Genomic DNA, 18,812 nt, shown 5'->3' on the forward strand with positions numbered 1-18,812 from the left:
CCCTATTAAGGAGATGCTGTGCGTTCTCACTTGTTAAGCATTTGGGGGGGCCTTGCCGCGTTGATGACAGCGGCCGGGGCCTCCGCCCAGAGTCAGACGTTCTCGGACGCTCTCGTCCAACCCCCCTCGCTGGCGGCACCGCAGCGTGGCTCGCTCAAGGGCCAATTGGCATCCGTCGCCTTCGGGGTTTCGGATGTCAGCCGGGGAGCCTTCACCCTACCTTCTCCCTTCTCCGCACCCACGGAACGGGGGCCGCTGCTGTCCAATCCCTTCCCCCAGTACTCGCCCGACAGCGGGCTGTCCGAGTGGGGCGCGGGCTGGAGGAACGCGCTCGCCATCACCCGCCATGCCCTGGGCCACCTCGACTACAGCACTGACACCCTCACGGGCCCGTGGGGGGAGATGCATCGGGGCTCGGATGGATTTTGGTACCCCAAGGGATTGTCCGCGCACGTCCGCGTGGAACAACTTCCCGACACGCTCATCGCCTATCTGCCCGACGGCAGCCGTTCCACTTTCGGGGGCACCGCCCGCGAGACGACCGCCCAGGGGACCTACGCATGGTGGCTCACCGAAACCCAGAACCCTCAGGGCCGCCTCACCCGCTTCACCTATGACATCAATGCCTCTGGCCGCCGCTTTCTCAAGACGGTTCGCTACGGCGGACTGGGCGAGGACTTCCAGTACCAGGTGGAGCTCGAATACGAAAACATTCGCGTGCCCCTCTCCGATTGGAACTCCTCCGAGGAGCGTGTGTTGGATCGGCGCGTGCGAAACGTCATCGTCCGCGCGGTCAACACCTCCACGGGGACGCTCCAGGAACGCTGGCGTCACACCCTCACCTATGCCGAGGAGGCCAACAGCCCCGCCTTCTACCTGGCCCAGGTGACGCGCACCTTCGCGTCGGGAGAGCAGGCTCCCGCCACGAGCTACACATACAACACGGGGAGCCAGCGTCTGTCCGCAGTGCAGTTCCGGCCCGTGACCCAATTCGACTCCGTCCTCAAACGCTTCCGGCGCGACACCCTCTTCCCCACGCGCTCCGCTCTGGTGGATCTGGACGAGGACGGCCGCATCGACCTGGAGGACAGCGCCTCCTTGACCGTGGCGCGCCAGGACAACACGGGCTTCACCTTTGAATCACTCGCGCCCGCCTCTGGCACGGTCCACACCCGTTGCCGTCTGGCACCCAGCAGCGCCAATCCACCCCGGTTGCTGGTGAAGATGCGTCCCGAGGACAAAACGCCCCGGGTGCTGGACATGCGCTTTGGCCTCGATCCCGGGAAGACACAGATGACGTTGTGTGGCCGTGATGGAGTGCCTGTCCACCAGTCCTTCATTCCAGGCAACTGGCAGTTCGACGAAACCAACCCCCTGGCCACCAACACCCGTCTGGCCGACGTCACGGGAGATCAACGTCCGGACCTCATCCAGCTCCAGGATGGCGGCTACCTGTTGGCGCGCAACGTCAGTACCTCCAGCACCTATGCCTTCGCGGCGCCCCAGCACCACAGCCTCACGCCGTCCTTCCTCCCGTCCATGTCCTGGCTCCACGACATGAATGGCGATGGCCTCGCCGACATCGTGGGCCGCTTCGACGGGGGCCTGGTCGTCTGGTTTGGCAAGGGCCAGGGCGCATTCGAGACCGCGGGCCGCACCCTCCCCTTCTACGCGGACCTCGCCTTGATGGGAGGTCTGGACGCCTATTCCTTCACCTTCCTCGACGCCAACAAGGATGGCACCACCGACGTCCTGCTCTCCCAGAATGACGTCAACTACATGTTCGTCAACGACGGACGCCGTTTCTCCTATGTGCGGATGCCCGCCCTGCGGACCCTGGCGAGCACCCCTCACGCCAGGCCCGTCGTGGCGGATATCGCCGGCAGCGGCAACACGGAGTTGGTGGCCGTTCCCACGGAAGGCAGCGCGCTCTCGCTCGCCTTCGCGGAGGCGAGTACCGGATTGATGGCCACGGCGAATGACGGCATGGGCTCGCTGCTGCGCTTCTCCTATGGCCGGGCGCCCGCGCGACCCGGGGTGGCCCAGCGCGCGGTGGTGTTGTCGGCCCTGGACGTCGAGACGTCAGGCTATGATCCGGTGCGCTACACGTATGACTATGAGGGAGCCACGGTCCACACGGTCGGGCACCACCTGCTGGGCTTCACAACGGTGACGCGCACCGCGCCGTCCCAGACCCACACCGCCCACTTCCTCCAGGACGACACCACCTCGGGACTGCTCCTGGATCAATCCGAGCGCGACGTGCTCACGCCGGACGTGCTGCGCTTCTCCGCGTTCGACTATGACGCCGTCACCTTCCAGGGGCTGCCCTGGCGCCGGCTCAAGGAGGAGCGCACGGGCTACCGCGACGGCGCGTCGAGTCCCGGCATCGAGGTCGACGAACGCACCGAGTACCTCGTCTACCAGGCGGACGTGTGCCCCTCGGAGATGGTGCGAACCACCCGGCATGGCACGCTCACCACGACGAGGACCCGCGCCTGGTTGCCCGCGCTCTCCCAGCACCTGCACTGCCTGGACGAAGGCATCTCCTTGAGGGGAACCCATTCGTCCAAGCCCCTGAACTTCCTCCACCAGGCGCGCCTGTCACGCAACACGGTGGGTCAGGTGGAGCGGGTGGAGAGCCTGGATGGGTCCGAGGTGATGACACTCCAGGAGGTGATCTACCGCTCGGATCATCTGGTGGATCACATCACGGTACCGGGCCGGGGCACCACCTGGTTCGACTGGCAACCCGGCACCTCGCGACTGCAGCGCGTGGAGGCACCGGACGGCGTGGTGGTACGAGCCACGTCCTTCCATCCGATGACGGATGCGCTCCTCGGACTCACCACCTCGCGAGGCCTGAACAGCGTGACGCAGAACTTCCGCTACGACGGACAGGAGCGTCTGGTGAAGCAGTGGGACGATCTGGGCGGTGCCAGCGAGACGACACCCAACCTCCTGCTCGCCTACCGCTACGCCACCGCCACCCAGCCTGGAAACGTGGCGATAAAGACCCTGGTGGACGCGTCCCTGGGCGTCTTCAACACGTCCGTGGAGTGGCAGACCGGTGCCGGAGAAGGCGTGGCGCAAGCGGTGCGCACTCCCGACGGATGGGTGGTGGATGGGCTCACCACACGCAGCCGCAACCTGCTGGAAGTCAAGACGCACGTGAGGCCCGCGCTTGATGCCCAGACGGACGTGACGACCCTGGACTATGCACGTCTGCTCGCGAACACGGATGTGGTGAGCACCCTGCGCACGTCTGGCCTGGGTGAGGAAGCCGAATCCATCACCCGGCTGCACGCGGACGTCACGCGCCAGCAGCGCACCCAGTGGTCCCTGGAGGATGGACTGCTGCGGCAGGAGGCCATCGAGAATAATACCCACAGCCAGCGGCGCTACCTGGACGCCAGCAAACTCCTGGTGGCCTACGAGGACGAGGCCCGTGCCCGGTACACGTACACCTATGACGCCCTCGGACGACTGCGGCAGGTCCAACTGCCAGGTGGAAAGACCCACCACGTCTCCTTCGACGGACATGGGCGCGCGACGTGCGTGGTGCGAGATGGCGTGGCCTCCGTGACCTATACCTACGTGCCGGGCACGATGTTGCAGTCGAAGAAGATCTTCCGCACGACCCAGGGCCAGCCGATCCGCGAGGAGTCGTATGCGTACGACGCCATTGGTCGCAAGCTCAGCGACCTCCACACCGACGTGGTCAGCGGAGCCACCCAGACCCACCGTTACTACTACGACGGTGCGACTCCCGAGGAGCCCCTTCGCAGGGACATGCCCGGATTGCTCACCGCGGTGGAGGGCGACGACTTCCAGAAGCGCTTCTCCTACCGCGCGGATGGCAAGGTCACCTACCACTCCCTGCGCCTGTCCAACTGGCGCACGGTGGACTCCGCGTTGAGCTACCGGGAAAACGGAAGCGTCCGCGAGGAGGTGGTGTGCCTGCGTGACACGTCAGGCGCCATCCTTCAATGCACGACACAACGCAACACGCCGGACGCGTTCGGGCGAACCGGGTTCATGTACCTCAACGGCAACCTGCTGGCCTCGCTCGCCTACAACGGACAGGGACAACTCGCCACCGTCAGCCTCAACGGCAGCGGCCAGGTGACCTTCTCCTATGACAGCCTCACCCGTGCGCCCGTGGGCTTCAGCCTGGCCACCTCTTCCCTGAGGTCCTCCACATCCTGGCGCCATGACTCCCGGGGCCTCATCGGCAGCGAGACACTCTCGGTGGGCACGCTCAGCCTGCAACGCCTCCACGGCTACTCCGCCCAGCGCTTCCTCGCCACCACCACCGACGCACAGGGCTCGTACGGCTATGACCATGACGCCTCGGGGCTCCCCAGGACCATCACGGAGGATGGTGTCACGCGCACGATCACCCAGGTGGGTAACACCCTCCAGGTGGGTGGCGTCACGTACACCTTCGACGGTCTCGGCCGCACCGTGAGCAAGGACGATCTCACCCTCGCCTACGGTCCCAACGGGCACCTGAGCCGCGCCACCCGCGGCGAGCGCAGCTGGGAGTACAGCTATGACGAGAAGGGGCAACGGCTGTTGAAGCGCGAGGGAGGCGTCATCCTCGCGGCCTACCTGCCGGGCGGTGCCTACCTCGATGCCACCGGTCTTACGCAACCCCTCCGCGTGGGAGGCCGTCTGATCGGCACCCTTCGGAACAACTCCTACCAACCGCTTGCCACCGACATGCGGGGCACCGTGATGGCAGACACCGACGGGACACCGCGCATGGCCTCACCCTATGGCCAGCGCACCATCCATCCGGACTCCTCCGCGGCACTCGATTACGTGGAAAAGGGTTTCGATGCCGACCTCGGTCTCATCCGCATGGGGGTGCGCGATTACGATGCCTTCATCAACCGCTTCACCACGCCGGATCCGCTCTACCTCGAGACGCCCGAGAAATGCCCGGCCAGTCCGCTAGACTGCAACCTGTACGGCTACGCACGCAATAATCCCCTGTCCTTCACGGATCCCTCCGGAATGGAGCCCACGACCCGGCGAACCGGGGATCGTGTGAATCGGGAGTTCGAGCGGGACAATGAAAGGGGCACCAAACCTGGCGAAAACCCAAACAAAAGCAACTTCGCGAATGATTGGGCCGGACGCGCCATCCTGCTACATTACCTCCGGGGTGGAGGTGACTGGGAGATTGTCAACGACTCCCAGTGGTCCGTTTACATGATGCAGAACGACAAGCTCCGCCAGGCCACCGATACCCGTCTCGTCAGCATCGCGCTCCACGGCATCAAGAACAATCCAGGGGGAGGGCAGGTCGCAATCCAGGAGCAGTTCCATGTCGACATCAATAACGGAGAAGGGATCATCGGCTATGAGTACCTGCATGGCTCGAATCCCGCCGTGGGAGACTTCCAGATCACTGGAACCATGGACATCCAGCTCAACAACAAACCTGGCGGCCCCACGTACTCGGTCTCGTTCAACGCGACGTACAAATGGAACGACATCATTGACAAGAACGCCAAATATACTTCCGATCAGATCAAGGATGCCTTCGCGAACATGATTACTCTTGGCAATGCCGAGCCCTACAACCTATCCATCTCCTGGCAGTCGAATCCGGTCTATTCATTCGATCCCAGGGGAACTCAGACAGGAGCCATTGGATGGCCGAGCAAATGACGCGGCGCTTTCTAGGAGGATTGCTGCTCGTCGTCCTGGCTGGGACATGGGTGGGTTGTCCTGCCAAGAGCCCCGCCCCCATCCCCTCTCCTTCGGGGCGTTACCAACTCCAACCCTTCCAGGAAGTGGATGGCCGGGGGACCCGTTGGATGAGCTTCCACATCAATGACGCCGCGACGGGAAACAAGGTCTTCACGTGCCCCGAGCGCTGGCTCAGCGGACACCGGACGGACTTCCACTGGGATGAGCAGGACCGGGCATGGGTCCTCTCGAGCGATGTGGGGGTGAGCGTCTGGGCGGCCACCCCCTCGGGCTCCTGGCAGCGCGTCGCGCAAGAGGACGCGGAGCGGTTGCTGCCTCCGGAACCCATCCGGAAGTATCACGACCAGTTCCCCTCATTGAAAGGCAAGTGGCCCGCGACGCCGCTGCCCGCGCCCCAGTAGAACCCGACGGCGAGCACCCTCGAGGTGCTCGCCGGAGAGGTCGAATACCCGGGCGGGCTGGTGTCCCCGCCCGGGCCATAACGCGTGCTCCTGGGTAGCAAGGTGGTGGTGGAACTGACCGAGCCCTGCGCGCCCTGCTCGAAGCTCGAGCGCATCCGCCAGGGGTTGCTGAAGGAGTCCTGGGGCCGGCGGGGTCAGCTCGCCCAGGTACTTCGCGGAGGCACGGTGCGGGAGGGGGATGGCGTGCGCCTGCTCGACGTCAACCCCGACGCGCCCCGCCCCATTCGCCCGAAGCTGCCCTGATCAACGCCCCCAGAGGCGGCCCAAGTCCAGGGCGAGCACTTCGAAGGGCTCGGCGTTCACCGTCACCTCGCCCTCGTGCGTGCCCAGCACCGACCAGCGGCTGTTCTCCAGCCGGAACACTTCCAGCGTCCTTATCGCTGGATCCACGAGCCACAGGTTCTTCACGCCTTCGCGTGCGTACGAGCCCATCTTCCGGCCCTTGTCGATCGTCACCGTCGAAGGAGAGAGCACCTCGCAGACCCAGTCTGGCGCGAACTCGATACCCACCTGCTCGGGAATCTCGGGCATCCGCTCGCGATGCCACGCAGCCAGGTCTGGCACCAGCACTTCGCCGCCCAGGTGCAACTCGGGCTCGACGAGAAGCACCCAACCCCCGGGCCCCTCCTCTCCCGCGTCCCGGTCAAACGGGCTCAGTGCCCTGATGAGGCGAACGGTCGCCCGACTCTGTATCGGTCTCGGCCTCGGGCTGACGTACAGCTCGCCGCCAATAATTTCGCCCACCTGATGGGGCGGGAGCGCCTTCAAGTCCGCGTATGCGGCTTCGCGCCGGGGCGGTTCGTCGGCCATGTGGCACCTTTGAAGTCGGGTGGGACAACTGGGTTTTCTGACTCATTCGCCCAGTATGTACCTGACCTCTGACGTCCTGCCGCGCTACAGGAGAAGAACCCGGGATGCCCGTTACCCTCACCCCCCGCCCTCCCCCGAGGGGGGAGGGGGCCCTCGCCCGGCTTTTACAAAATTACCGGGGGCAGGCGGGCTTCAGACCCTGCGCTCCATCCGGGGCTCCTCCACGGGCGCGCCCGCGGCCTTCCCCACCCAGCTCATCACTCGCTGCACCGGCGCACGCCCTATCGCCGTCGGCGGCGTGAGCATCCACAGCAGCAGGTAGACCCCCAGCGCTGACCCGCCCGTCACGACCAGCGCCAGCACGAACGCCACCCGCACCAGCCCCACGTCCAGGCCCAACTGTCTCGCCAACGCGAGGCACACCCCCGCCACCACCCGCCCCTCTCCCCCTCGGTGCATCGGCCCCGGCGCCGCCTGCCGCTCCCGGCAGTGCGGGCACTTCGCGGCATCCGCCCGGATGTCCATCCTGCACGCCACGCACTGCTTCGTCTCTTCCATGGCTCCGCTCCTCATGAAGGCCCACCCTCCCCGGCCTCTTTCCTCCCTACGAGCCATGTCTCCCCCTATTGCAGCCCCCCCTTTTTCGTTTTTTTCAGGTCGGTCAATTTACAAATTTAATCCCGACCGTGTTGACAGCCTTACAAACCTGTCGACTTTCGATCATAGGGGGTTCACACTGCCTCGGGACGGACACAGATTGGAGCCCGTTGGTGACTTTTACAACGCACTCCGTCAAGGAGCTTTGCATGGACACGGCCGTTCCCGCTTCCTCTCCCGCGCAACGTACCGAGGGACATCGGACCCTGGGACAGGGTGTCACCCTTCGTGGGGCCTGGTTGCCCGAGTACGAGACGATCCTTACGCCCGAGGCCATTGAGTTCGTGGCCAAGCTGGCGCGCACCTTCGGCTCGCGGCGCGAGTCCCTCCTCGAGCGGCGCAAGGCCGTGCAGGCCGCCTATGACAAGGGCGAGCGGCCGACCTTCCTCGCCGAGACGAAGCAGCTCCGTGAGTCGGAGTGGACCGTTGCCCCGCTCCCCAAGGACTTGCTGGACCGCCGCGTCGAAATCACCGGCCCGGTGGAGCGCAAGATGATCATCAACGCGCTCAACTCGGGGGCCAACGTCTTCATGGCGGACTTCGAGGACGCCAACAGCCCCACCTGGGACAACGTGGTGCGCGGGCAGCTCAACCTGCGCGACGCGGTGCGCGGCACCATCAGCTACACCGCCGAGAACGGTAAGCACTACGCGCTCCACGAGAAGACGGCCGTCCTCTTCGCCCGGCCGCGCGGCTGGCACCTGCTGGAGCGCCATCTGGAGGTGGACGGCAAGCCCGTCTCCGCCTCGCTCTTCGACTTCGGCCTCTACTTCTTCCACAACGCGCGCGCCCTGCTGGAGAAGGGCAGCGGCCCCTACTTCTACCTGCCCAAGATGGAGAGCCACCTGGAGGCCCGGCTGTGGAACGACGTGTTCCACCTGGCCCAGAGCGAGCTGGGCATTCCCCACGGCTCCATCAAGGCCACCGTCCTCATCGAGACGCTGCCCGCCGCCTTTGAGATGGACGAAATCCTCTACGAGCTGCGCGAGCACTCGGCGGGGCTCAACTGCGGCCGCTGGGACTACATCTTCAGCTTCATCAAGAAGCTCCAGGCCGACCCGAAGTTCGTCCTGCCCGACCGCGGGCAGGTGACCATGGACAAGGCCTTCCTGCACAACTACTCGCTGCGCCTCATCCAGGTGTGCCACCGCCGCGGCGTGCACGCCATGGGCGGCATGGCGGCCTTCATCCCCATCAAGAGCGACCCGACCGCCAACGAGGCGGCGCTCGCCAAGGTGCGTGCGGACAAGGAGCGCGAGGTGCGCGACGGCCACGACGGCACCTGGGTGGCCCACCCGGGCCTCGTGCCGGTGGCACGCGAAATCTTCGACAAGCACATGCCGGGGCCCAACCAGCTCTCCAAGCAGCGCCCGGACGTGCGCATCTCCGAGGCGGACCTGCTCGCCCTGCCCGAGGGCACGCGCACCGAGGAGGGCCTGCGCCACAACATCCGCGTGGGCGTGCAGTACATGGCCGCCTGGCTCGGGGGCCTGGGCTGCGTGCCGCTCTACAACCTCATGGAGGACGCGGCCACCGCTGAAATCTCTCGCGCGCAGGTGTGGCAGTGGATGCACCACCGCGTGCCGCTCGCCGACGGCAAGCCTGTCACCCCGGAGCGCTTCCGGCAGGTGCTCGCCGAGGAGGTGAAGCGCATCGAATCCGAAGGCGCCAGCGAGCGCTACGGCACCGAGCGTCTGAAGGAGGCCACCGCCCTCTTCGAGAAGCTCTCCACCGCGGACAGGTTCGAGGACTTCCTCACCCTGCCTGCCTACGAAGCACTGATGACCCACGGCTGAGAGGCCGTCTTCAACGAACCGCAGTTCCTTCTCTTCCACACCGTAGCTACGAATTTCAGTGAGGAGCCGAGACATGTACGACGCCGTGACGATGAAGAATGACGCCTCTCCCCACGCCAAGCTCCACTCCCAGCGCTTCGAGGGAATCACCCGCAACTACTCGGAGGCGGATGTCGAGAAGCTTCGCGGCTCCATCCGCATCAGCTACACGCTGGCGGAGATGGGCTCGAAGCGGCTGTGGGAGCTCTTGAACACCAAGGACTATGTCCACGCGCTCGGCGCCCTCACCGGCAACCAGGCCGTGCAGATGGTGCGCGCGGGCCTCGAGGCCATCTACCTCTCCGGCTGGCAGGTGGCGGCCGACGCCAACACCGCCGGGCAGATGTACCCGGACCAGAGCCTCTACCCGGTGGACAGCGTCCCCAACGTGGTGCGCCGTATCAACTCCGCCCTGCGCCGCGCGGATCAGATTGACCACGCCGAGGGCAAGAACGACCGCTACTGGTTCGCCCCCATCATGGCGGACGCGGAGGCGGGCTTCGGCGGGCCGCTCAACGCCTATGAGCTGATGAAGTCGATGATTGAGGCGGGCGCCGCGGGCGTGCACTTCGAGGACCAGCTGGCCAGCGAGAAGAAGTGCGGCCACATGGGCGGCAAGGTGCTGGTGCCCACCAACAACTTCATCCGCACGCTGACGGCCGCGCGCCTCGCCGCGGACGTGATGGGCGTGCCCACCATCCTCGTGGCCCGCACGGACGCCGACAGCGCCAAGCTGCTGATGAGCGACGCGGACGAGTACGACCACGCCTTCATCGACCGCAAGGCGGGTCGCTCGGCCGAGGGCTTCTACCGCCTCAAGGGCGGCCTGGAGTGCGCCATCGCCCGCGGCCTGGCGTACGCGCCGTACGCGGACCTCATCTGGTGCGAGACCAGCACGCCGGACCTCGACCAGGCCAAGAAGTTCGCCGAGGGCATCCGCGCGAAGTTCCCCAACAAGCTGCTGGCCTACAACTGCTCGCCGTCCTTCAACTGGAAGAAGAACCTGGACGACAAGACCATCGCCAAGTTCCAGCGCGAGCTGGGCGCCATGGGCTACAAGTTCCAGTTCGTCACCCTGGCCGGCTTCCACGCGCTCAACTACGCCATGTACGAGCTGGCCCGGAACTACAAGGACCGCGGCATGGCCGCCTACTCCGAGCTGCAGCAGAAGGAGTTCGCCTCGGAGAAGGATGGGTACACGGCCACGCGTCACCAGCGTGAGGTCGGCACTGGCTACTTCGACAAGGTCGCCGAGGTCATCTCCGGTGGCTGCGCCAGCACCCTGGCCCTGAACGACTCCACCGAGGCCCACCAGTTCTGAGACACGCAGGCGGGGTGAGGGTCTTTCCTCTCTCTTCCCTCACCTCGCCCGCCCCGTCGAGGCCGCGACTCCCGAGGCTTGTCCCCGGGGGCTCGCGGCCTCGAGCTTTCCGGACCCACCGGACGTCAGCTCCAGCACCCGCGCGCCCTCGGCCTCGAAGCACTCGCGCATCCATGGGTGGCAGGTGAAGGCGATGACCTGGTGGTGCTCGGACAGGCGGGACAGCAGCCGGAGCGTGCCGCGCGTCCGCTCCAGGTCGAAGTTGACCAGGATGTCGTCCACGATGAGCGGCAGCGCCCCGCGCGTCTCCCCGAAGTCCTGGATGACCGCCAGCCGGAACGCCAGGTAGAGCTGCTCCCTGGTACCTCGCGAGAGCTGCTCGGCGCTCCAGTCCCTGCGTGCATCGCTCACCCGTAGCTCGCGCTTACCGCCCGCGGGGACGAATACGCGCCGGTACCGGCCTCCCGTGAGCGTCGCGAAGTGCTCCGAGGCGAGCTGGATGACGCGCGGCTGTTGCTCCTCCTCGAAGCGCCTCCGTGCTCGGGCCAGCAGAGCCAGCGCCAGTCTGTCCTGAGCGAAGCGCGTGGCCAGCTCCGCGGCCCGGGCCCGCAGCCGCTCCTCCTGGATGCGCAGCGCGGCGATCTGCTCGTCGCTCTCCCACTGCGCGAGCTGGTTCCGGGCCTCGCCGTACTCGGTGTGCAGCGCCTTCAGGCGCTCGGCGCAGGCGGGCTCCTGCATCCGCAGCTGTGCCAGCTTCTCCTTCAGTCGATCCTCTCCACCCACTGCTTGGATGGACTCCCGCGCCGCCGCTTCCTCCAGGCCCGTGGCGGCCTCGATGCGCCAGGTCAGCTCCCGTGCGCGGCGGGTGAGTGCGTCGAAGTGCTCCGCCTGCCGAGCCCGCTGCCGGAAGGCCTCCTCGGTGTCGCCACCGCCCTGGGCCAGCAGCGCCGTCAAGGACTGCTCCTCGGACTCCCGCAGGCGCGTGAGCCGGGCCCTGTCCGCGGCCCACTCGTCTCCGCGTGCCCGCAGGGTCCTCGCCTGGGCGTCCCGAGCCTTCAGCTCCTCCAGCTCCGAGGCCACCCGCGCGGCCACCGACTCAGCCGGCCCCTCTGGGAGCCCCGCGGCTCGAGCCTCCTCGAGCAACCGTGCGACGACCGCTTCACAGGCGGCCTCGTCCACCGCCAGGGCTCGTGCGTCGGCCTCCAGGTCCGCCAGCCGCTGCCGCTGCTCGGCTGCGTCGCGCCACAGCGCCAGCGCCCGCTGGGGAGTGAGGTCCGTGGGGAAGCCCCGCGCTTCCAGCAACGTGGCCAGCTCGGCCCGGAGCGTCCTCGCCTGCATGTCGGCCCGTCGTCCCGACAGCTCCGCGGCTTGGGCCTCGCGCACCACGCCGTCACGCTCCGCCTCGCGTGCCTCGCGCTCGCGCCCGAGGTGCTCCACGCGCTCCGCCTGCCGCAGCGTCTCCGACAGCGCCGCGTCCGCCCCGGCGAGCCCGGCCACCGTCGCCTGGGCCGATACGCCCGCCTCGCTCGCGGCCGCCGCCAGCTCCCGCTCCAGCCCCACCAGCCGCCCCGTCAGGGTGTCCAGCGCCGACTGCTGCCGGGCCACTTCCTGGGCACGCTGGTGCTGTCGCGCGGCGTAGGCATCCACCGCCTGCTGGTGGCTCTTCACCGCGCGCCGGTAGCCGAGCGCCAGCGGTACGACGAGCAGCAGTGCCCCCAGCAGGGCGATGGCTGCCTCCATGACTCCCGAGTGGAGCCACAGTGCGCCCACCCAGATGACCACCACCACCACTCCCAGCAGCACCGACCAGGGCGCGGGGGCCGCTCCGGGCTCGGGCTCGGCCTGGGCACGTAGGGCCTGGAGTCGCTGCTGCATCTCGGCCCGCTGCGCCGCAACCTGGTCCCGCTCCACGCGTAGCAACTTCGTTCGCCCCAGGGCTGCCAGCCGCTGGCGGAGCTCCGCCGCGGAGACGTCCGGGAGCTTCGCGCGCTCCGCTCCGAGTCTCGCCAAGGAAGCCTCGATGCGCTCCCGCTCCGCACGCGCCCGCCCAAGTGCCACCTCCGCCTCGCGTCGCTCGGCCTCCGCCTTCGCCAGCCGGTCCGCGAGGGACTCCAGCGCCCCTCGTGCCGCGGCGCCCAGCTCCAGTGCCAGCAGACCCGCCGCGTCGACGCGAAGTCCCAACCCGCCCAGGGCCTGCTCCACCTCCCGGCGCCTTGCCTCGAGCGCCGCGCGGCGGCCTGGCAGTGCTCTCAGGAGCTCGGCCCGCGCGGTCAAGGCCACCAGCGCCGAGCGCAGCCCTTCCTCCCGCTCTCGCACCGCCGAGGCTGCGGACAACCGGGTCAGCTCGGCTCTGGCCCCGGACAGCAGTTGTTCGACGCGAGCCAGCTCGGCATGGGTATCCCTCGAGCGGTGGAGCAGCTCCTCCAACCGGGCCTCTCCTCCCATCGGGAAGGTCGACAGGTCCGGCAGCGCTGCCAACTCCCCTCGCAGGCGCGCCAGCTCCCCCAGGTCCCCGAGCGCCGCCTCCAGCCGGGACAGCCGCTCCAGCTCACGCGCGAGGGTGTCCTGGAGCGCCGCCGCCTCCTCCTGCTGCCTCCCCAGGGACGCCAGCCGCTCGCGCTCCTCGAAGTACTTCTCCGGGCGGTCCTTCAGCTTGTCGAGCTGCCCCCGGACCTCCTCCAGTTGGCGCAGGAGCTGGTTGAGCTCGGGGTTCTTCCCGCTCACCTTGAACAGCTCTCCAGCCCGCTTCTCCAGGTGCTTCTCCACCTCTGGCAGCCTGCGTGCACCTCGAAGCCCGGCGGCGAAGAGCGCTCGGGAGACTCCGTCCTCCTCGGCCAGCATCTCGAAGCTGGACAGCTCGTCCAGGCTGAAGGCGAAGACCTCGCAGAAGAGTTCGCGAGAGACGTGCGCCAGCGCCTCGTCCAGTCGCGAGGGAAGCAGCTCGTGCCCCTCCGGGCTGAGCACCGTCACCGGCGCCCTGCCGCGCTTGTCCGCCACGCGGCGCACCACCAGCGGGCCTACGCCCGAGCTCACGCACAGCTCGCCCCCGAACGTCCCCGCCTCGGGCTCGTACCGGGACTCCGAGCGGCCCCGCTTCTCGAGTCCGAACAGCATGCCCCGGATGAACGCGAGCAGCGTGCTCTTGCCCGCCTCGTTCGGCCCGTACAGCAGGTTGAGCCTCGGCCCCAGCTCCAGCTCGTAGCCGGAGAAGTGGCCGAAGCCGTGGACGCGCAGCACGTCGATTCGCAGTCCCCCCCTCACGCCGCGTCCTCCTCGTGCAACTGCTCCACGACCTGCACTCCCGCCTGCTCCACCCACTCCGGCTGGGGCTTCTCCAGTGCGTCCACGCCCAGCCTCCGCAAGCGCTGGCTCAACGAGCGCAGCTCCGCGTCCTCCGCCCACAGTGCTTCGAGGGCCTTGGGGTCCTTCGTCAGGGACTCGGCCTCGGCCAGCAACGTTCCGGAGAAGCCTCCTGCCAGGCGCACCGTCTCGAGGTCCAGCTCGGGTCGGCTCGCGTCACGCAGGGACTCCACCAGCACCGGCGGGTGACGCTGGGCGAGCTGCTCGCGCAGGTCCGCTTCGAGCTGGGTGAGCGCCTCCGGCCGGGACAGCTCGCGGTGCAGTGGTCCTCGGCCCGTGAGCGTGAGGCGAACTGCGTGGCCCTCCAGCTCATCCGCGCAGCTTGCGTCCACCTGCTCCGTCACCGCGGCCACGAGCGCGTCGAGCGACCCGAGCGCAGAGAGCGACACCTCCAGCCGGTGCCAGCGCACCCGGTCCACTGGGACGAAGCGCCTCCGCGTTCTCCCGTCCTCGACCTCCACCAGCACGCAGCCGCGCTCGCCCGGCTCGTTGACGTGCCGCCCCTGCGGGTTGCCCGGGTACACCGCCACCGCGCCCCCCGCGAGCGCGTACTCGGCACGGGTGTGCACGTGGCCCAGTGCCCAGTAGTCCAGGCCTCGCGCGGACAGGTCCTCCACCGTGCAGGGCGCGTAGTTGCCGTGGCCCTCCACTCCGCCCACGTTCGCGTGCAGCAGGCCTACCGTGAAGTCTGATGCTGTCCGGCGAAAGCGCGCCGAGAGGTTCTCGCGCACCTCCACCTCCGGGTAGGAGATGCCTTGCACCCTGCACAGGAGCCGACCCTCGCGGCGGACCTCTACCTCCTCCCAGTCCGCACCGAAGACCTTGACTGAGTTCGGTAACCCGAGGGCGCCTGTGTCACCGCTCAGCGGATCATGGTTGCCGTGCACAATGAAGGTCTGGATGCCGGCGACGTGCAGTCGGTCCAGCTCGCGCCGCAGCGCCAGCCGCGCTCGCACCGAGCGGTCCTTCGCGTCGAAGAGGTCTCCGGCCAGCAGCAGGAAGGTCACGTGCTCGCGCAGGCACAGGTCCACGATGCGGGAGAAGGCCCGGAAGGTGGCCTGCTGGAACGTACTCAGCAGCCCCGTGTCGGCGGGGACTCCTCGGAAGGGAGTATCCAGGTGCAGGTCGGCGGCGTGGACGAACTTGAAGCGCATCTCGGCCCCGCACAGTAGCCCCCTTGGCTCCGCGCCACGAATCCCGGGCGGCGGAGTGGAGCACTGTGACGGATACCCTCACCCCGACCCTCTCCCAGGGGGAGAGGGAGGATTGGGGATTCAGCGTCTGGGTTGGCGTCTTGCCGCGATTCCGTTCGCCAACGCTACTTGCTGCTTCCAGTGGCCATAGAGCCGGCCCTGTGACGCAAGTCGGTCCAGCTCCCGCTGTGTCTCCGCGTCCACCGCTCCCGGTGGTGCATCGCGGTAGGGCGTTCCTGGTAGCGGCATGAACGTGTGCCCGTGCACCTTCGCCCCCAGCTCCGACAGCCGCTTCATCAACTCCAGCGTCGCCCTCACGTCCTCCGGCGCCTCTCCCGGCAATCCCAGGATGAAGTCCACGTTCGGCACGAAGCCCGCCTCCACTGCCAGGCTCGCTGCCCTCACCACCGTCTCCACGTCGTGTCCTCGGTGGCTCGCCTGGAGAATCCGCTCGCTCCCCGACTGGCCCCCGATGATCAGGTTGTCGTTGTCCACGTAGCGCTTGAGCAGCGCCAGCGACTCGGGCGTCACGTGCTCGGGCCGCACCTCCGAGGGGAATGTCCCGTAGAACACCCGCCCGTCTGGGCCCATCGCCTCGCGCACCGCCGCCAGCAACCGCTCGAGCGCCTCCAGGTTCACCGACTCGTCCGGCGATCCGTAGGACATCGACGTCGGCGTGATGAAGCGCACGTCTCGCTTCCCCGCCCCGCGCAACACCCGCGTCCAGTGCGCGATGTTCTCCACGCTCCGATGCCGGAAGCGTGCCTTGTTCATGAACGGCGTCTGGCAGAACCGGCACGCGTAGATGCAGCCGCGCGTAATCTCCAGAGCCCCGAACTTCGAGTGCTTCGCCGCGAACGGCGGGTACGTGTCCAGCACCACGCCCTCGCCCCGCCCCTGCGACACCATCCGCCCGTCCACCAGCCGGGACATTCCGCGCGTCTGTTTCGGGTCCTCCCCCCGCACCAGCCGGCCGAGCAGCTCCAGCAGCACGGGCTCGCCCTCTCCCACCGCCACCAGGTCGAAGCCCGCCCGCAGCGTCTGCTCCGTCTCCGCCGTGGCGTGCACCCCACCCGCGATGCACAACACCTCGCGGCCCTCCAGCCGCTCACGCAGCCACGCCAGTTCCTCGGCCGCCCCGGGAAAGCTCGCCGAGTAGAACGACCACGCCACCACCACCCGGTACCCCTCGTCGAGGCACTCGCGCACCGCGGCCAGCAACGCCTCCCGGTCCCTCGGGAAGCGCAGGGCCACGTCTTGCCCCACGGCGTCCGCCTCCACCGCCCCCGCGAGGACGGTGAGCGCGTACTTGCCCGGGTACTGGTAGCTCAGAACGAGCGCGACCTTGTTCTTGGACGACATCTCCCCGGAAATTAACACGGGAAGTCCGCCGGGGACGGCTCGCTCAGTTCCTCGGCCGGGCGAGCAGCGAGCGCAGTCCGGGCAGCGCCATCACCTCCGGGGCAAGGCCCGAGGCGACCTCCGAACCACTCAGGTGCGACGTCCCGACCCCGGTGGAAACTCCAGACAGGTCGTGTCCCACGCCGCCGTAAGCGGCGCGCTCGTCCAGGAGCACCTCGGCCAAGACACGCCGGTACCCCTCCAGCCCGAAGGCACGCAGCTGCGCGAGCAGGGCCAACGCGTTCTGCGCCCCCAGCGAGCGCAGGCTCACCGTGCGCAACTCCACGCCATTCCTGAGCAGGAAGAGGCCCGCCGGAAACGAGGCCCGTCCCAGCCACCGGAAATCCATTCCCACCGAGTCCGCCAGGTGCAGGTGCCGCATCCGCGTCTGAATGAGCGCGAGCGCCTCCAGCACCCGAGGCTCGAAGTCCAGCGGGTTGCCGTGGAAGTCGTAGCTGTTGAAGACGCCATAGAGGCCACCCCACGCCGCATCCGCATGGATGTGCACGGGCCGCAGTCCGTACAGCGTGGTGATGGAGTCCACCACCTCGCGCAGCTCTCTCAAGTCATCGATGGCGGAGGAGCCCTCGGCCCCCGTGCCCGCCACCACATAGAGGGGCACATCCCCTCCCGACGTCACCGCCAGCATCTTCGCGCGCAGATCCGCGGGCTCCATCGTCCCGTCCTCGCGCTTCCTCACGCGGATGAGGTGGTAGCCACCCAGGCCCGTGGTCTCCACCGCCTCCAGCAGGGCATCATCTCCCGACTCCACCGCGAAGCAGTAGAGGTCGCGCGGCACACCCCTCCTCCGGGCTTCCGGCGCATGCTTCGCGAGGGCCACGCGCAGCCCCGCGAGCACCGCCGCACGCGCGCTCCAAGTGGCGAGGCCTCCGCTCCGCTCCTCGTCGTAGCCCACCACCCGCGACATCATGGCGACGACGCGCAACTCCGCCTCGTCCAGCCGAAGCCCCTCCTCGCTTCGCAGCTCGCCGCCGCTCGCAAGCACCGTGGCCACGGCGCCCATCAGCCCGGGCAGGTTCAGGCCGGGTGAGGAGCCCTTCATGAGATGCAGCAACTGCGCCACCACCGCTTCCAGGCTCTCGCCCCGCGCGGGCAGCTCGCGTGGATCCACACGGCGCCCATCATCGAGCGTGCTCGCGCGCTCCCACGTCTCGTCGCGCTTGCAGGACTCCCGCGCCGCATCCGCAGACGTGACAAACTGATTGAGCAGCCCCAACAACCGCCGCTGCTGCTCCGGGGTACTGCCCTCGGGGAAAAACAGGCGCTCCAGCGCGTGGATGGACGGGCTCATGGTTGCGAAATCAGAAGGACACACACCCTCCGCACGAGCAGTGAAACCCGATCGTCCGGAAGGATCTGAAGAGATGGAATGACAGGGATGTACCCGGTCGGACGCTTCGCTGTCGAGTGACGAATCACGACACACGACTTCTCAGACTGTCTGAAGACGGGCGCGAGCCGGTCACGGATCAGCCCTGTGCGAGCACTCCATTAGCGCAACGCCATCGCGAGTCTTAGTTCTTGGAACAACCGCGCGAGCGCCTCGGGACGATAGTGAGCATTGAGCCCACTCGGATTGGGGAGAACCCATACGCGCGTGCTGCCCAACATTTCTGACTGTGGACCCAGTGAGGCCTTGGGGCGTTTGAACGCAGTGCGCCATGCACCAATACCCAGCACCGCGAGGCACTGAGGACGATAGCGCCGCACTTTCACTTCCAGGCGTCGCCCGCCTTCAGCGAGCTCCTCGGCCGTCAACACATCCGCCGACACCGTGGCCCGGTCCACCACGTTGGTGATGCCGCAGCCGCGCACCAGCAACTCGTCCTGCTCGTGTGGTGCCAACAGACGGTCCGTGAAACCCGAGGCGTACAGCGCCGGCCAGAAGCGATTGCCGGGCCGCGCGAAGTGGTAGCCCACAACGGCTGAGTACACGCTGGGGTTGATGCCACAGAAGAGGACGCGCAGCTCGGGCGCGATCAGGTCCGGCATCGTCCTCCCCACCGCGGCGAGGAGTTCCTCCTTCGTG

The 18,812-nt window shown here is 67.7% G+C and carries 12 protein-coding genes; 5 read left to right on the forward strand and 7 right to left on the reverse strand.

The genetic code is table 11. The features are described from left to right. Positions 1-63 precede the first annotated feature (63 nt). The 3 genes from F0U60_RS45895 (at position 64) to F0U60_RS45905 (ending at position 6,428) form a co-directional block, all read left to right on the forward strand. Positions 64-5,682, forward strand: coding sequence for an RHS repeat-associated core domain-containing protein (locus tag F0U60_RS45895; protein ID WP_395809965.1), 5,619 nt, complete (start codon positions 64-66; stop codon positions 5,680-5,682). Beyond that, positions 5,667-6,125, forward strand: coding sequence for a hypothetical protein (locus F0U60_RS45900; protein ID WP_395809967.1), 459 nt, complete (start codon positions 5,667-5,669; stop codon positions 6,123-6,125). The genes F0U60_RS45895 and F0U60_RS45900 overlap by 16 nt, the downstream gene beginning before the upstream one ends. Positions 6,126-6,209: 84 nt before the next feature. After that, positions 6,210-6,428 carry an MOSC domain-containing protein gene (locus tag F0U60_RS45905; RefSeq protein WP_395809969.1) on the forward strand — a complete coding sequence of 73 codons (219 nt, stop codon included), beginning with the start codon at positions 6,210-6,212 and terminating at the stop codon, positions 6,426-6,428. On the opposite strand, the gene F0U60_RS45910 is transcribed toward F0U60_RS45905, so the two are convergent. Together F0U60_RS45910 and F0U60_RS45915 are read right to left on the reverse strand one after the other, a co-directional pair. Next, positions 6,429-6,995, reverse strand: a complete 567-nt coding sequence (locus F0U60_RS45910; RefSeq protein WP_395809971.1) for a Uma2 family endonuclease — start codon at positions 6,993-6,995, stop codon at positions 6,429-6,431. A gap of 192 nt (positions 6,996-7,187) precedes the next feature. Then, entirely contained in the window at positions 7,188-7,553 is a 366-nt protein-coding gene (locus F0U60_RS45915) for a PspC domain-containing protein (RefSeq protein WP_395809973.1), read from the reverse strand. A gap of 248 nt (positions 7,554-7,801) precedes the next feature. Between F0U60_RS45915 and aceB the strand changes: the two genes are divergently transcribed. Together aceB and aceA are read left to right on the forward strand one after the other, a co-directional pair. Beyond that, on the forward strand, positions 7,802-9,448 hold the full coding sequence (aceB, locus tag F0U60_RS45920; RefSeq protein ID WP_395809975.1) for a malate synthase A: 1,647 nt from the start codon (positions 7,802-7,804) through the stop codon (positions 9,446-9,448). 73 nt (positions 9,449-9,521) lie between these two features. Further along, positions 9,522-10,808, forward strand: a complete 1,287-nt coding sequence (gene aceA / locus F0U60_RS45925) for an isocitrate lyase (RefSeq protein WP_395809977.1) — start codon at positions 9,522-9,524, stop codon at positions 10,806-10,808. Between the two features lie 39 nt (positions 10,809-10,847). On the opposite strand, the gene F0U60_RS45930 is transcribed toward aceA, so the two are convergent. The 5 genes from F0U60_RS45930 to mug all read right to left on the reverse strand — a co-directional run bounded on the left by F0U60_RS45930 (position 10,848) and on the right by mug (position 18,775). After that, complete coding sequence (locus F0U60_RS45930) at positions 10,848-14,069, reverse strand: AAA family ATPase (RefSeq protein ID WP_395809979.1); 3,222 nt, start codon at positions 14,067-14,069, stop codon at positions 10,848-10,850. Next, positions 14,066-15,322: an exonuclease SbcCD subunit D gene (locus F0U60_RS45935; protein WP_395809981.1), complete on the reverse strand. Its 1,257-nt coding sequence runs from the start codon at positions 15,320-15,322 to the stop codon at positions 14,066-14,068. Before F0U60_RS45935 ends, F0U60_RS45930 begins: the two co-directional genes overlap by 4 nt. 120 nt (positions 15,323-15,442) lie before the next feature. After that, entirely contained in the window at positions 15,443-16,723 is a 1,281-nt protein-coding gene (locus tag F0U60_RS45940) for a TIGR04013 family B12-binding domain/radical SAM domain-containing protein (RefSeq protein ID WP_395809983.1), read from the reverse strand. Between the two features lie 43 nt (positions 16,724-16,766). Continuing rightward, a complete protein-coding gene (locus tag F0U60_RS45945; RefSeq protein ID WP_395809985.1) occupies positions 16,767-18,074 on the reverse strand; it encodes a pyridoxal-dependent decarboxylase in 1,308 nt (435 codons plus the stop codon). Between the two features lie 200 nt (positions 18,075-18,274). After that, positions 18,275-18,775 (reverse strand): G/U mismatch-specific DNA glycosylase, encoded by a 501-nt coding sequence (gene mug, locus F0U60_RS45950; RefSeq protein ID WP_395825735.1) that lies wholly within the window; start codon positions 18,773-18,775, stop codon positions 18,275-18,277. Positions 18,776-18,812: the final 37 nt, after the last annotated feature.

The sequence above is a fragment of the Archangium minus genome, assembly GCF_044360475.1.
Lineage (GTDB): Bacteria > Myxococcota > Myxococcia > Myxococcales > Myxococcaceae > Archangium > Archangium minus.

Bases quoted from the DNA above. Each gene is read 5' to 3' on its own strand.
- mug (WP_395825735.1), bottom strand. From the start codon at position 18,775: ATGCCGGACCTGATCGCGCCCGAGCTGCGCGTCCTCTTCTGTGGCATC.
- F0U60_RS45915 (WP_395809973.1), bottom strand. From the start codon at position 7,553: ATGGAAGAGACGAAGCAGTGCGTGGCGTGCAGGATGGACATCCGGGCG.
- F0U60_RS45940 (WP_395809983.1), bottom strand. From the start codon at position 16,723: ATGTCGTCCAAGAACAAGGTCGCGCTCGTTCTGAGCTACCAGTACCCG.
- F0U60_RS45895 (WP_395809965.1), top strand. From the start codon at position 64: ATGACAGCGGCCGGGGCCTCCGCCCAGAGTCAGACGTTCTCGGACGCT.
- F0U60_RS45910 (WP_395809971.1), bottom strand. From the start codon at position 6,995: ATGGCCGACGAACCGCCCCGGCGCGAAGCCGCATACGCGGACTTGAAG.
- aceA (WP_395809977.1), top strand. From the start codon at position 9,522: ATGTACGACGCCGTGACGATGAAGAATGACGCCTCTCCCCACGCCAAG.
- F0U60_RS45945 (WP_395809985.1), bottom strand. From the start codon at position 18,074: ATGAGCCCGTCCATCCACGCGCTGGAGCGCCTGTTTTTCCCCGAGGGC.
- F0U60_RS45935 (WP_395809981.1), bottom strand. From the start codon at position 15,322: ATGCGCTTCAAGTTCGTCCACGCCGCCGACCTGCACCTGGATACTCCC.
- aceB (WP_395809975.1), top strand. From the start codon at position 7,802: ATGGACACGGCCGTTCCCGCTTCCTCTCCCGCGCAACGTACCGAGGGA.
- F0U60_RS45900 (WP_395809967.1), top strand. From the start codon at position 5,667: ATGGCCGAGCAAATGACGCGGCGCTTTCTAGGAGGATTGCTGCTCGTC.